Here is a 13,910-nt window from a genome sequence, read left to right as displayed (position 1 = left end):
CATGCCGCGCTCCGGACTCGCGCGCCGCCATGTCACCGTCCGCCAGGGCAACGACCTGCGCCAGGGCGAGGACTGGCTGGCCGAGGAAGCGCCGGTGGAGCTGCGCTACAACGGCGAATCCTTCGCGGTGATGATGGCCACGCCGGCGGACCTGGAAGACTTTGCCTATGGTTTCTCGCTGACCGAAGGGCGCGTGGCGCGTGCGCACGATATCCGCGGCGTCGCCATCCACGAGCAGCTCGAAGGCTATGTGGTGGACGTCGACGCGGGCGAAGTGGAAGGCGTGGATGAGGACTCCGCCCGCCTGCTGCCGGGACGCAGCGGTTGCGGCCTGTGCGGCAGCCGCCATCTGGAAGACGTGCTGCGTCCGCTGGCACGCGTGCCGGACGGCCCGCTGCTGGAGCCGCATGCGCTGGAGCGAGCGCTGGAGGGTCTCGCGCCGCACCAGCAGCTCAACAGCCAGACCGGCGCGGTGCACGCCGCGGCATGGGCATCGCCGGCCGGCGAGATCCTGCTGGTGCGCGAGGACGTCGGCCGCCACAACGCGCTGGACAAGCTGCTCGGCGCCCTGACGCGCGCCGGCACCGATCTGCGCGGCGGCTTCGTGCTGGTCACCAGCCGCGCCAGCTACGAGATGGTCACCAAGGCGGCCAGTCTGGGCGTCGGCGTGCTCGCCGCGATTTCCGCGCCGACGGCGCTGGCGGTGACGCTGGCGCAGTCCTGCCATCTGACGCTCACCGGCTTCGTGCGGCCCGGGCGCCACGTGGTCTACAGCCATCCGCAACGCCTCAGCGACATGGCGCAAGCGCCGTGATCATCCGCCCCACCCACAGCCATTCGGTGCGCACGCTGCTGTTTGCGCTGAAGGGTTCGATCATCCCCATCATCTGGCCGCGCGTGCTTTATACCGTGCTGCTGTCGCTGGCGGTGGTGCTGGCCGACTGGAAAGGCGTGGCCCTGCATTTCCGGCTGGACGCGGCGCCGCTTACCTTGCTGGGGCTGACCCTGGCGATCTTCCTGGGCTTTCGCAACACCGTGGCCTACCAGCGCTGGTGGGAAGGCCGCTCGCTGTGGGGCGAGCTGGTGATCGCGACGCGCAACCTGACGCGGCAGACGCTGTCCTTCCTGGCGGATGCGCCGCTGCAAAAGCGCCGGCAGCTGGTGCACGCGCTGATCGGCTATACGCATGCATTGCGCCATCACCTGCGCGGCACCGATCCGGAGGCGGACCTGCGCCGCTGGCTTCCGGCCGATATCTGCGCCGTCGCCATCGCCGCGCCCAACCGGCCCAACGCGATTCTCGGCATGCTTGGCGAGGCCTATGCCAAAGAAGCGCGCGCAGCGGGCGTCGACGGCATGCTGCTCGCGTCGATGGACAAGGAACTCAACACGCTTTCGCACGTGCTCGGCGGTTGCGAACGGATCAAGGGCACGCCGATTCCGTTTGCCTACATCCTGCTGCTGCATCGCACGGTGCACGTGTACTGCTTCATGCTGCCGTTCTGCCTGATCCATCCCTTCGGCTGGCTCACGCCGGTGGCGGTGGGCGTGCTGGCGTATACCTTCTTCGGCCTGGATGCCATCGGCGAGCAGATCGAGGACCCGTTCGACCTGCTGCCGAACGACCTGCCGCTGGATGCGCTCAGCCGCACGGTGGAGATCAACCTGCGCAGCCTGCTGGGCGAGACCGAACTGCCGCCGCCGCTGCAGCCGGAAGACTACGTGCTTACTTAGCACAGACGTACACCGATCCTTGAACGCCGGCGGGCGATGATCCGCGCCTGCCGCCTTGTCCATGAGGAAGTTGCCATGAATCAGCGCTTCGATGCCGTCGTAATCGGCGCCGGCCAGGCCGGCCCGCCGCTGGCCGAACAACTGGGCAAGGCGGGCCGGCGGGTGGCGGTGATCGAGCGCAAGCTGGTCGGCGGCACCTGCGTCAATACGGGCTGCATCCCCACCAAGGCGATGGTAGCGAGCGCTTATGTGGCGCATATGGCAGCACGGGCGTATGAGTATGGCGTGCGTGCCGAGGCGGCCGCGCAGGTCGACATGCAGCGCGTGTGGGAACGCACCCAGGGTATTTCGGGCAAGTCGCGCAACGGTGTGGAGCAATGGTTGAGTGGCATGCCCCAGGTCAGCTTGCTGCGCGGGCATGCACGTTTCGAATCGCCGCACAGCCTGCGCGTGGGCGAGGAGCTGATCGAGGCGGAATCGTTCTTCATCAATGTCGGCGGCCGCGCCGCGGTGCCGGATTTTCCCGGCATCCACGACGTTCCCTTCCTCACCAACACCGGCATGATGGCACTGCGTGAATTGCCGGAACATCTGATGATCGTCGGCGGCAGTTATATCGGCCTGGAGTTCGGGCAGATGTTCCGCCGCTTCGGTTCGAAGGTGACCATCGTCGAGCGCTCGGAGCGCTTCCTGCCGCGCGAGGACGCCGACGTGGCCGATGCGGTGCTGGCGATGCTGCGCGGCGAAGGCATCACCGTGCACCTGGGTGCCGAATGCATCGCGCTGGAAGGCAAGGCCGGCGCCATACGCATCAAGGCGCGCGGCAACCAGCTATGCGAACAGGCGGTGGGCACGCATCTGCTGCTGGCGGTCGGGCGCCGGCCGAACACGGACGACCTGGGCCTGGAGCGGGCCGGCGTCGCCATGGACGAGCGCGGCCATATCAAAGTCGACGACCACGGCCGCAGCAGCGTGCCGCATATCTGGGCGATGGGCGATTGCAACGGCCAAGGTGCGTTCACCCATACCTCGTACAACGACTACGAGATCGTCGCCGATGCCGTGCTGGGGCAGGGCAGGCGGCGCATTTCCGACCGCATCCAGGCCTATAGCCTGTTCACCGATCCGCCGCTGGCGCGGATCGGCATGAGCGAGCAGGAGGCACGCAAGTCGGGCCGCGAGGTGCAGGTGGGCACGCGGCCGATGGCGCGGGTCGGGCGCGCGGTCGAGCGCGGCGAGACCACCGGTTTCATGAAGGTGGTGGTCGAAGGCGCCAGCAGGCAGCTGCTGGGCGCGGCGATCTTCGGCATCAACGGCGACGAGGCCATCCATGGCCTGCTGGATACGATGTACGCCAAGGCGCCGTATACGACGGTGTCGGAAGCGGTGCATATCCATCCGACCGTGGCCGAGCTGCTGCCGACCACGCTGCAGAGCCTGAAGTAACGCAGGTTGGGGTGAGCCGAAGGCGAACCCCAACATCGCATCGGATGGAGCCTGCCGCATGATTGTTGGGGTTTTCACCCCAACCTACGCCGACGCTACGCTACCGCATCGGCGCGGCGCGCCAGCTTGCCGGAGACGAAGCGCACGCCGACGCCGGCCACGCACAGCAGCACCGCCGCCAGCTTCATATGCGCGCTGAACAGCGCCACCGCACCGAACAGCACCGCCACGAACAGGTCGCGCAACAGCCAGCTCCAGGCGCGCGGCGCGGGCACGTCCGGCGCCAGCTTGCCGATAAACGAGGCATAGCCCCAGGACGCGGCCAGGCACAGGTAATTGGCCATCAGCGCCAGCGCATAGATCAGCATGCCTTCACCGGATTCGCCGTTGGCGGCGGTCAGCACCACGCGGATCACCACCGGCATCAGCGACACCATGCTCAGCACCGCGAGAGTGAGCAGGGTCATTGGCGTGTCGACGTGGCGCAGGTGGGTGAGCACGCGGCGGTGCTGCATCCAGACGCCGCCGACGATGAAGAAGCTGAGGAAATAGATCAGCAGCGGAGTGGCCCACTGGGCGATCAGGCCGTGGGCGGCGGCGGCTTCCTCCGGTTTCAGTTCCACCGCCGACAAGGTGAGCGCGATCGCGAACACGCCGTCGGACAGCATCACCAGGCGGTCGAAATGACGCTGGTGCACGTGATGCTCCCGCACGGGCAGCTGATGATTGGATTCCACGTTGAGCTTCCCCCTGGTTGAGGCGGTCATGATGCACTAGTGGGTGGGGAGATCGTAAGGTGTTGCGAGTGGATCCCTTCTCCCCTCCGGGGAGAAGGTGGCGGCAGCCGGATGAGGGGCGGCTCTTGAGGGGGCGCTTCTACGGAGAGAAGAAAAAGGCTCTTAGGTTTTTTTTCGACCCTCCGCTCACCGCTCCGACCGGCCCCTCACCCCAACCCTCTCCCCGGAGGGGAGAGGGGGCGGGTTGCGCGAGGGTGTGGTGTTTGGCATTGGTGCACACGCATCGCTGTGAAGAAAAAGTGCATACCACTCATCCGCATCATTTGGACGTCTAAACATCCGATCGCTTGCACAGGAAACGGTTGACAATCGAATGGCAGCGATGCAAGTTTGCCGCGAACCCGAACGGACCCACTCCTTCGGGTTTTATAGGGGGCGAGATTTGGATCGATCCATGTAAGGGATTGCCGGGCCGGTCCTGGGCTACAGGCGCATCGCTTTCCTACGCGCACTCGCTTGCCTTCGTGTCGCCATGCGGCACGTTCATCTCGTCCATGGGCTCAAGCCAGCGATGGGGATGACGATGATCGAAGCGACACAGCGCCTGCCGTCCGCGACCGCTCTTTCCAGGTCTGCTTTTTCCAGGCATGCCCTGGCCGTGGCATTGGCCATCGCCGCGATGGCTTCCGGCGGGGCGCAGGCCCAGTCGACCACCGGAACGATCTTCGGCCAGGTCGCGGCCAGCGGCGGCGAGACGGTGCTGATCGAGAATGCCAATGGCTTCCGTCGCGAGGTGGGCGTCGATGCGCGCGGCCGCTACGTCGCCGCGCAGCTGCCGCTGGGCACGTATACGGTGTCGTTGCGGCGCAACGGACAGACCGTGGACTCGCGCAACCAGGTGGCGCTGCAGGTGGGTGCGGGTACCGACGTGTCCTTCATGGCTGCCGCCACGGACAAGCAGGCCACCAATCTCGGCGCCGTCACCGTGGTGGGCAATGCGCTGCCGGCCATCGACGTCACCAGCGTCGATTCGCGCACGGTGATCACCGCCGAACAGCTGGCCAGGCTGCCGCTGGTGCGTTCGGCCGAAGCCGCCGCGCTGCTGGCTCCGGGCGTCAACCGCAACAGCGCCAACTTCACCACCGCCACCGGCAAGCCGCTGGTGAGCTTCGGCGGTTCGGCGGCCACCGAGAACGCGTATTACATCAACGGATTCAACACCACCGACCCGCTCAACGGGCACGGCGGCATCACGCTGCCGTACGGCGCGATCGACCAGCAGGAGGTCTACACCGGCGGCTACAGCGCCCAGTACGGCCGCTCCGACGGCGGCGTGATCAACCAGGTGGGCAAGCGCGGCAGCAATGCCTGGCACTTCGGCGCCCAGGTGCTGTGGGAACCCTCGTACACGCGCAGCGACTACACCGATCTCTACTATGCCAACGGCACGCCGGCCTCGCCGGTGGCGGGGCGCCTGTACGATCCCAAGAGCGGCAACAAGCTGTGGACCACCACGGTCAGCGCCTATGCCGGCGGTCCGCTGGTCAAGGACCGGCTGTTCTTCTTCCTTGCCGGCGAGTTCGAGCGGCAGCAGGGCGCCAACGTCAATGCGGTGGACAACAGCAAGCCCTACCAGACCTACCGGTACGACAGCCCGCGCTGGTACGGCAAGCTGGACTGGAACATCAGCGACAGCCATATCCTCGAGCTGACCGGCGCCTCGGACAAGCGCAAGGGCAGCGGCGCCGTCTACGACTACGACTACACCGCGCGCCGCCAAGGGGCGCTGATCAACGCCGACGACAACACCAAGGTCGGCGGCGACCTCTACGTCGCCAAATACACCGGCTATCTCACCGACAACCTCACGCTGAGCGCGATGTACGGCGAGATGAAAACACGCGACTACGACGTGCCGGGCAGCTACGACGGCGACCTTACGTACGTCAGCGGCATCACCAACCAGAATCCGGCCTTGAACGGCGGCGTGCCGCGCGGCAACAACCAGACCGTCTCCACGCTCTACGATCCGGCGCGCGGCAACAAGACCACCAATACGCGTCTGGACCTCAGCTATCACCTGGGCGACCACACGCTCAGCATCGGCATCGACAACCAGCGTTCGGAAGCGCTGAACCAGGGCAACCGCAATTCCGGCCCCGGCTACACCTGGCAATACGGCCACACCAATACGCCGAACCTGCCGCTGGTTTCCGGACTGGGCGTGCCGGCGCCGGCGGATTTCCCGAACGGGCAGGGTGGCTACTACGTGCAGAAGAACGTCGCCAACAATGCGGTGAGCGTGCGTTCCATGCAGCGCGCGCAATACGTGGAAGACAAGTGGCAGGTCAGCGACCGCTGGCTGCTGTCGCTGGGCCTGCGCAACGACCAGTTCACCGACTACAACCCCAGCGGCGCGGCCTTCATCACCCAGACCAAGCCGCAGTGGGCGCCGCGCCTGGGCTTCAGCTGGGACGTCAATGGCGATGCCAGCTTCAAGGTCTACGGCAATGTCGGCCGCTATTACCTCAGCATGCCGCTCAATCCCGCCACCGGCGCGGCGGCCGGCTACGTCAGCACGCAGCAGTACTACACCTATGGCGGCATCGCCGCCGATGGCACGCCCACCGGGCTGACGGTGATGTCCAACCCGGTGTCGGCGAACAACTCCTTCGGCATACCGCCCGACCCGCGCACGGTGACCGCGCAGGGCATCAAGGCGGAAAACCAGGACGAATTCATCCTCGGCTTTACCAAGGCGGCCGGTTCCACCTGGGTCTACGGCGCCAAGCTGACCCAGCGCATCCTGCGCAATGCCATCGACGACTTCTGCGACGTCAACCGGGTGTTGGACAAGGCGCAGGCGCTGGGCTACGACATCGCCTCCAGCAACAGCTGCTACCTGATCAATCCGGGCCGCGCCAACACCTTCAACCTGGTCACCACCGGCGGGCAGCTGGTCGGCGTGCCCATGAGCAATGCGGAGCTGGGCTTCGATCGCCTGAAGCGCCGCTACTACAGCCTGGAAACCTTCCTGGAGCACCCGTTCGACGGCACCTGGTACGGCAAGCTCGACTACGTGTTCTCGCGCAGCTACGGCAATACCGAAGGCCAGGTGCGCTCGGACCTGCTGCAAGGCGGCGCCTCGGCCAGCGAGGACTGGGACAACTACGCCATCATGGAGCACACCAACGGGCCGCAGAACAACGACCACACACACGTGCTGAAGCTCTACGGCTATTACCAGCTGACGCAGGAGTGGCAGTTGTCCGCCAACCTCAGCGTGCAGTCGGGCAATCCGCGCATCTGCCTGGGCTATTACGGGCCGGATCACACCGACCCCGTGGGTTACGGCAATGCCTACCACTATTGCGATGGCCAGCCGTCGCCGCCCGGCAGCCATGGCCGCCTGCCGTGGCTGCATCAGCTGGATCTGGGCGTGACGTACCGCCCGCTGTTCGCGGCCAAGCGGCTGGCGTTCAATGCCAACGTGTTCAATGTGCTCAACGAGCAGCGGCCGACCTTCCTGCAGCCCAATTCCGAGCAGGCGCCGTATTCGCCCAACCCGCTGTTCGGCACGGCTCTGTATCGGGAAGAGCCGCGCTATGTGCGCGTGAGCGTGAGCTACGACTACTGATTTTTGCTCGTCATCCCGGCGCAGGCCGGACGAGCGCGTAGCGCGAAGAACGCCCGTAGGGCGGCCCCTAAGGGGTGAGCGAAGCGAATCATCCAGCAGCGACATGGCATGGTCATGCCATGAAGTCACTAAAGCTCGTCGCTCGAACGCTATAACTCGATAAAGGCTATCGCTACTGGATCCCGGCCTGCGCCGGGATGACGAGCTGGTTGCGCGCCGTCGTATCTTCATGGCACGCCGGAAGTGCGACCCCCTATACTCCGCCGGCCACGGAGCGAGGGTTTTCGTTCCGGGCGCCATCTCCGCTCACCGCATCACCCGCCAAAGGCTTTATCCGTGACTCTTACCAGGGGCGAGTCGCTGATCCCGCATCGATGCGCCGTCCGGCGCGCCTGCCTGCTCGTGTTCGCCGCCTGCCTGCTGGCATGGCAACTGGCGGCGCAGGCCGCGCAGCTCCCGCTCACCCTGTACGACCAGGGCAGCGGCCTGACCAGCCTCTCGGTGGTGCGCATCTACCAGGACCGCGAAGGCTTCGTATGGGTGGGTACGGAGAAAGGCCTGTACCGCTTCGACGGCATGGCCTTCAGCCAGGTCGGCGCGGAGCAGGGCTTCCAGGTTTCGGAGGTGATCAGCTTCGACGAGGACGTGCGCGGACGCCTGTGGGTCGGGTCGCGCGCGGGCCTGCAGCTGCGCGAGAACGGCCGCTTCGGCTGGGTGCGTCCCGAAGGCAAGCCGCTGCTGGCCGATCGCGGGCAGACCTTGGCGGCCGACGATGCCGGCGGCATGTGGCTGGTGAGCGCCAACCGCCTGCTGCTGCTCAGCCCCGATGGCGCCAGCCACTGGAACGTGACGGCGCCTTTCAGCGACGCGCAGCGGCAGGCCTTTGCCGGACTCGACAAGGTCAGCGCAGTCTTCCATGCCAACGGCAGCACCTGGTTCGGCTGCGGCGACGAGCTGTGCAGCTTGCGCGGTGGACAACTGCGCCGCTACGGCGCCGATGCCGGCGTGCCGGCCGACAAATGGCTGGGCTTCCTCGCCGCGCGCGACGGCAGCCTGTGGGTGCGCGGCATCCACACGGTGCGGATGCTCGCACCCGGCAGCGACCAGTTCGTCGCGCGCGACATGCCGGGCAACAGCGCGGACGTGGCGGCATCGAGCATCGATATCGCGCAGGACCACGAAGGCCGCGTGCTGACGCGAAGCTCCACTGGCCTGGCGCGCTGGGACGGCCAGCGCTGGGAGCTGTTCGGCACCGACGACGGCCTGCCCAAGGTGGGCGTGTCGGCGCTGAGCGTCGACCAGGACGGCACCTTGTGGATCGGCACCTACGGCCGCGGCCTGCTGCACTGGAGCGGCCGCGACGCGGTGGAAAACTGGACGTCCGCGCAGGGGCTGAGCGGTTCGCTGATCTGGTCGATCGACCGCGCGCCTTCCGGCGCGGTGTGGGTGGCCGACGACTGGGGCGGCAGCGTGATCGGCGCGGGGCAGGACCATGCCGAGCCCTGGCCGCTGGCGGTGGCGCCGCCGCACCAGACGCGCACCGTGCTGTCGGCCGCGGACGGCTCGGTCTGGTACTTCCTGTTCGACGGCCGCGTGCTGCGCTACGAACCGGACAGCCGCAAGACCACGGTGGTCGCCACCTTGCCGTTCCTGGTGCGCGGCGCGTTCCAGGACAGCCACGGGCGCTTCTGGGCCTACACGCTCGGCGGCCTTTATGCGCTCGACGGCGCGACCGGCCGGATGGAGCGCGCGGCGCCGGATCTGATTCCCACCTCGATGTGCTCGGATCTGGCGGAAGATCGCGCGGGACGCCTGTGGGCAGCCTGCCGCGCCGGCCTGTTCCGTTTCGCCGACGGCCGCTGGACGCATGTCAGGGTGGCGCCGGAAGAAGCGCTCGGCGGCTACGAGAACGTGGCCGTCACGCCGGACGGCCGGCTCTGGCTCAGCTCCTTGCAGCCCGGCCTGCTCGGCGGCGCGGCCGGCGATGCGGACAGCGTGACGCTCACGCCGGTGGACGATCCGCTGCTGGCCGATTCGCGCGTGTACTTCCTGCGCGCCGATCGCCGCGGCCGCCTGTGGGTGGGCGGCAACAACGGCGTGGACGTATTGAATGCGCAGCGCTGGACGCGCCTGACCTCGCGCGACGGCCTGCTGTGGGACGAAACCAATCATGGCGCCTTCCATGCCGACGAGGACGGCTCGGTCTGGGTCGGCACGCCGATCGGCCTGTCCCATCTGCTGAAACCGGAAGAGCTGCTGGCGCCGCGCGAGCTGCATCCCTGGCTGGTCTCGGCGTTCTACAACGGGCACGAGCTGGCGGGTAAGCAGGCGGAAGCCGACTTCGGCGTCGGCGGCGCCCTGGTGTTGCGCTTCGCGGTGCTGGGCAACAGCTCGGGCAGCCCGGTGCGTTTCCGCTACCGCCTGTCCGATATCGACAACGACTGGGTGGAGGCATCGACGCGCGAAGTGCGCTACGCCGCGTTGCCACCCGGCACCTATCGTTTCGAACTGCAGGCGGTCGACGAAAACCAGCGGCGCCTGTCCGCGCCGATCAGCCTGGGCTTTACCTTGAATCCGCCGTGGTGGCGCAGCACGCCGGCCTTCGCCGCGGCGGTCTTGCTGCTGCTGGCCGCATTCGCGCTGGCCTGGCGCTGGCGCGTGCGCGTGCTGGTCAAGCATGCGCAGCGGCTGGAGCAGGCGGTGGCGGTGCGCACCGAGCAGCTGCAGAGCGCCATGCGCGCGCGCGGCATGCTGCTGGCGCGCATCAGCCACGACCTGCGCTCGCCGCTGGCGGGCATCATCGAAAGCGTGCGGCAATGGCGGCAGGGCAGCCGGCGGCGCGACTATCCGGCGCTGATCGAAGGCAGCGCGCGGCAGCAGCTGGACCTGATCGACGAGCTGCTGGAATTCTCGCGCGACGAGCTCACCGACCTGGAACTGGTGGAGGCGCCCGGCTATCTGCACGCCTTCCTGCAAAGCGTGGCCGAGCAGGCGGCGCTGCCGGCGGAGCGGCGCGGCAACCGCTTCGTCACCCGCTATGCGGAGGATCTGCCCGCCCTGGTCCGGCTGGATTTCCGCCGCCTGCGCCAGGTGCTGGCCAACCTGATCGGCAATGCCGCCAAGTTCACCGACGACGGCTATATCCAGCTCACCGTCACCGCCGCGCCAAGCGTGCCGGGCCGGGTGCAATTGCAGGTGGCGGTGGAAGACAGTGGCATCGGCATCGAGCCCTCCGAACGCGAGCGCCTGGCGCAGCCGTTCGCCCGCGGCGGCAATGCCGCGCATTACGACGGTTACGGCCTGGGGCTGGCGATCGTCACGCAGCTCCTGGGGCGCATGGGCAGCCGGCTGAATATCGACGCCGCGCCCGGCGGCGGCAGCCGCTTCGGTTTCGTGCTGGACGTGGCGCTGGCGGAAGAGGCCGAGCTGGATCAGGAGCTGTCGGCCGAGGGCGGCGGCGAGATCGACGGCGCGGGGCGGCGCATCCTGGTGGTGGACGATCATCCGCAGAGCCGCGACATGCTGTGCGATCTGCTGGACGGGTTCGGCTTCGAGAGCGTGCCGGCGGGGTCGGGCGAAGAGGCGCTGTCGGCCTTGCAGAAGCAGGCCATCGATCTGGTGGTGACCGATCAGTTCATGCCGGGAATGGATGGATGGGCGTTGTTGCGCGCCTTGCGCAGCGAATATGCGGCGGTGCCGGTCCTGCTCTATTCGTCATTGCCGCCGCGGCGTGCGGAGGATGGCGTGGCGTTCGACGATGCGTTGCTCAAGCCGGCCAGCGGGAAGCAGTTGCTGGAGCATATCGATCGCCTGCTGTCGGGCGTAAGCAGCGAAACATGAATCCGCAACTCTTCTCCCCTCCGGGGAGCACGCGGGGAGCGCACATGGATGTGCGCGGCTTTGAGGAGCGAGGAAGATGCCGGCAGGCAGATGAGGGGCGGGTGCTCGCGGCAACGCTTCTACGAAGAAAAGAAGAGCTTTTTGAGCTTGTAGCGACCCTCAGCTCACCGCTCCGCCCGGCCCCTCACCCCAGCCCTCTCCCCGGAGGGGAGAGGGAGCAGAGCTAATGCTCGCCTGTCGTGACACCCGGCAACCGCGCCAACGCCAACTGCTTGCGCAAGCTCTGCACCACCCCGCGCGTCGCCGCCGTCAACGCCATCCCCGACAGGCTCAGCAGATGCACCGGCGTCGGCTCCGGCTCGAACTCCTCGAACACCCGCTGCAGCCGGCTCGCCTTCAAGTCATCCGCGCAGGCGTAGAGCGGCAGCTGCGCCACTCCGGCCCCTTCGCGCGCCGCCACCAGCAGCGTGGACAGATGCCCCGTGCTCAGCGGCCCCGCCGGCTTGCGCACGCGCGCGCCGCGCAAGGTCCAGTGGCGCGAGCCGCCGGCGCTCGGATAACCCAGGCAATGCCGGTCTTCCAGCTGGTCCGGATGCGTCGGCGAACCCAGGCGGCGGAACAGGCGCGGGCTGCCCACCGTCACCATGCGCACGTGGCAGAGCTTGTGCGCCACGATGTCGCCGCGGTCCGGCATCTTGTCGTCCATATGCAGGGCCAAGTCCACGCGCTGCGCCAGCAAGGCCTCGACGCCGCCGTTCATGCTCAGCGCAAGATGCAGGCGCTCATGCTGCGCGGACACTGCCACCAGCGCCTGCGACAGCAGGTCGCCGGCCAGGTCCGGCACGTCGATGCGCACGCGGCCGCCGGGATTGCCGGCCGCGTCCTGCACCGCATGGATGGCCGCTTCCGCCGACTCGCACATCAGCAGGGCGTGGCGGTATACCTCGTTGCCCAGCGGCGTCACGGCGAAGTGGCGCGCGTTGCGCAACAGCAGCTGCGCGCCGAGCCGCTGCTCCAGCCCGACGATGCGGCGGCTGAGCAGCGAACGCGTCATGCCGGTCTGCCGGGCCGCGGCGGCGAAACCGCCGGCCTCGATCACGCGGGTCAGCAGGTAGAGGTCGTTGAGGTTGTCGGTCAGGAGCATGGTGCGGATGCGGCCAGGCCAGCGCCGGAGCGGCGACGCAGAGGAGCTTAGGTCCGCGCCGGCGGGGTGGACTTTGCCCGGGGGGACCGCCGTTTTGCCTGGGGGGACGATGAAACGAAAGCCGCTATATACTCGTTCCGCTCGTGCGGCCGGATGGCCACGGGCGGTTGGCAGCGGCCTCGGCCGCCCACAGGGGGAAACATGCCAGCGCAGGCGTCACCGCACATCCTGGTGATCGACGATTCGCCGGAAGAACTTCGCCACCTGCAGCAGTTGCTGCGGGGCGAGGGCTATCGCGTGACGCTGGCCACCGACGGACGCCAGGGCTTCCAGCGCGCCATGGCGCTGCAGCCGGACCTGATCCTGCTCGACGTACGCATGCCGGTGCTCGACGGTTTCGCCACCTGCCGCCTGCTGAAAGAAGCCCCGCGCACGCAGCACGTGCCGGTGATCTTCCTGAGCTCCGCCGGCGCGCTGGAAGAACGCCTCGAAGGCCTGACCCACGGCGGCGTCGACTACGTGCTCAAGCCCAGCCACCCCGACGAGGTGCTGGCCCGCGTGCGCATCCACCTGCGGCTGGGGCCGCGCGCGCATGCGGCGGCGCCGGCGGATGCCGAGAGTTTCCTGTCGCACGACGAGATCACCCTGCGCGCCGCCGTGCGGCTGATCCGCGAGCAGCTGGCGGCCTTGCCGCCGCTGGAAGAGATCGCGCGCAAGGTGGGCACGCACGACAAGCGCCTCTCGGCGATCTTCCGCCAGCACATGGGCACCACCGTGTTCGCCTGGATCCGCGAGGAGCGCCTGCGCAAAGGCCGCGAGCTGCTGACCGAAACCTCGCTGGGCCTGCAGGACATCGCCGAGAGCGTGGGCTTCCGCAGTTCCTGCAACTTCATCACGGCGTTTCGCGAACGCATGGGCGTGACGCCCAACCAGTTCCGCAAGGCCTCGCACAGCGACGAGCTGGCGACCAGCGAATAGCGCGCGCCAGCTTCGCGCAAGCATCTGCGCGAGCTGGTTCACAGTTTGCTCGCCACGCGATTGAAGCGGCTGCCCAAATGCGCTTCAGTACGACGCACGCCGCTTTCCTGCGCCGTCCGCAAGCTTTGCCGCATGCCACGCCAACCCGGCGCAGCCGCTTCGGCAAAATCGTCGCCAACTGCAGCGACGCCGGTTTTCCCGCTGAAAAAGCCCTTTTCCCCATCCCTCCCATGCCAACTGCCGCACGCCAAAGTTTTGGCGCGGCGGCGGCACGTCCCGCCGTGCAATACGCAAGTTCCCGCAGCACCACCTTCCACGCCTTCCCGCGGCAAGCTTACGATCCGCGCCGCTGACGACACCGATTCGGCATCGATGGGAAATGCCGACATTGGCC

9 protein-coding genes are annotated in these 13,910 nt (G+C 67.6%); 6 read left to right on the top strand and 3 right to left on the bottom strand.

Going from position 1 to position 13,910, the window contains the following annotated elements:
* Position 1 precedes the first annotated feature (1 nt).
* The 3 genes from fdhD to FHW84_RS13105 all read left to right on the top strand — a co-directional run bounded on the left by fdhD (position 2) and on the right by FHW84_RS13105 (position 3,180).
* On the top strand, positions 2–814 hold the full coding sequence (gene fdhD / locus FHW84_RS13115; RefSeq protein WP_167256186.1) for a formate dehydrogenase accessory sulfurtransferase FdhD: 813 nt from the start codon (positions 2–4) through the stop codon (positions 812–814).
* Positions 811–1,734: a bestrophin family protein gene (locus FHW84_RS13110; RefSeq protein WP_167256184.1), complete on the top strand. Its 924-nt coding sequence runs from the start codon at positions 811–813 to the stop codon at positions 1,732–1,734. The genes fdhD and FHW84_RS13110 overlap by 4 nt, the downstream gene beginning before the upstream one ends.
* Before the next feature lie 75 nt (positions 1,735–1,809).
* Positions 1,810–3,180: an FAD-containing oxidoreductase gene (locus FHW84_RS13105; protein WP_167256182.1), complete on the top strand. Its 1,371-nt coding sequence runs from the start codon at positions 1,810–1,812 to the stop codon at positions 3,178–3,180.
* Positions 3,181–3,275: 95 nt separating this feature from the next.
* Here the strand turns inward: FHW84_RS13105 and FHW84_RS13100 are convergent, their stop codons facing one another.
* Entirely contained in the window at positions 3,276–3,917 is a 642-nt protein-coding gene (locus FHW84_RS13100; RefSeq protein WP_167256180.1) for a TMEM175 family protein, read from the bottom strand.
* 679 nt (positions 3,918–4,596) lie between these two features.
* Here FHW84_RS13100 and FHW84_RS13095 point away from each other — a divergent pair.
* Together FHW84_RS13095 and FHW84_RS13090 are read left to right on the top strand one after the other, a co-directional pair.
* Complete coding sequence (locus FHW84_RS13095) at positions 4,597–7,554, top strand: TonB-dependent receptor plug domain-containing protein (protein WP_243868107.1); 2,958 nt, start codon at positions 4,597–4,599, stop codon at positions 7,552–7,554.
* A 336-nt stretch (positions 7,555–7,890) separates the two neighbouring features.
* Positions 7,891–11,394 (top strand): two-component regulator propeller domain-containing protein, encoded by a 3,504-nt coding sequence (locus FHW84_RS13090; protein ID WP_167256176.1) that lies wholly within the window; start codon positions 7,891–7,893, stop codon positions 11,392–11,394.
* Between the two features lie 223 nt (positions 11,395–11,617).
* Here FHW84_RS13090 and FHW84_RS13085 read toward each other — a convergent pair whose 3' ends face one another.
* Positions 11,618–12,538 carry a LysR family transcriptional regulator gene (locus tag FHW84_RS13085; RefSeq protein WP_167256174.1) on the bottom strand — a complete coding sequence of 307 codons (921 nt, stop codon included), beginning with the start codon at positions 12,536–12,538 and terminating at the stop codon, positions 11,618–11,620.
* 201 nt (positions 12,539–12,739) lie between these two features.
* Between FHW84_RS13085 and FHW84_RS13080 the strand changes: the two genes are divergently transcribed.
* Complete coding sequence (locus FHW84_RS13080) at positions 12,740–13,516, top strand: response regulator (RefSeq protein WP_167256172.1); 777 nt, start codon at positions 12,740–12,742, stop codon at positions 13,514–13,516.
* A gap of 38 nt (positions 13,517–13,554) precedes the next feature.
* Here the strand turns inward: FHW84_RS13080 and FHW84_RS13075 are convergent, their stop codons facing one another.
* Positions 13,555–13,905: a hypothetical protein gene (locus FHW84_RS13075; protein WP_167256170.1), complete on the bottom strand. Its 351-nt coding sequence runs from the start codon at positions 13,903–13,905 to the stop codon at positions 13,555–13,557.
* Between the last annotated feature and the right edge of the window lie 5 nt (positions 13,906–13,910).

The organism is Dyella sp. SG562 (assembly GCF_011759495.1).
GTDB classification, from domain to species: Bacteria; Pseudomonadota; Gammaproteobacteria; order Xanthomonadales; family Rhodanobacteraceae; genus Dyella_D; species Dyella_D marensis.
The sequence above is the reverse complement of the archived record's forward strand: the minus strand, read 5'-3'. Positions and strand labels throughout refer to the sequence as shown.

Coding starts and splice junctions, on each gene's coding strand:
- FHW84_RS13085 (WP_167256174.1), bottom strand. CDS start 12,538: ATGCTCCTGACCGACAACCTCAACGACCTCTACCTGCTGACCCGCGTG.
- fdhD (WP_167256186.1), top strand. CDS start 2: ATGCCGCGCTCCGGACTCGCGCGCCGCCATGTCACCGTCCGCCAGGGC.
- FHW84_RS13095 (WP_243868107.1), top strand. CDS start 4,597: ATGGCTTCCGGCGGGGCGCAGGCCCAGTCGACCACCGGAACGATCTTC.
- FHW84_RS13075 (WP_167256170.1), bottom strand. CDS start 13,905: ATGTCGGCATTTCCCATCGATGCCGAATCGGTGTCGTCAGCGGCGCGG.
- FHW84_RS13105 (WP_167256182.1), top strand. CDS start 1,810: ATGAATCAGCGCTTCGATGCCGTCGTAATCGGCGCCGGCCAGGCCGGC.
- FHW84_RS13080 (WP_167256172.1), top strand. CDS start 12,740: ATGCCAGCGCAGGCGTCACCGCACATCCTGGTGATCGACGATTCGCCG.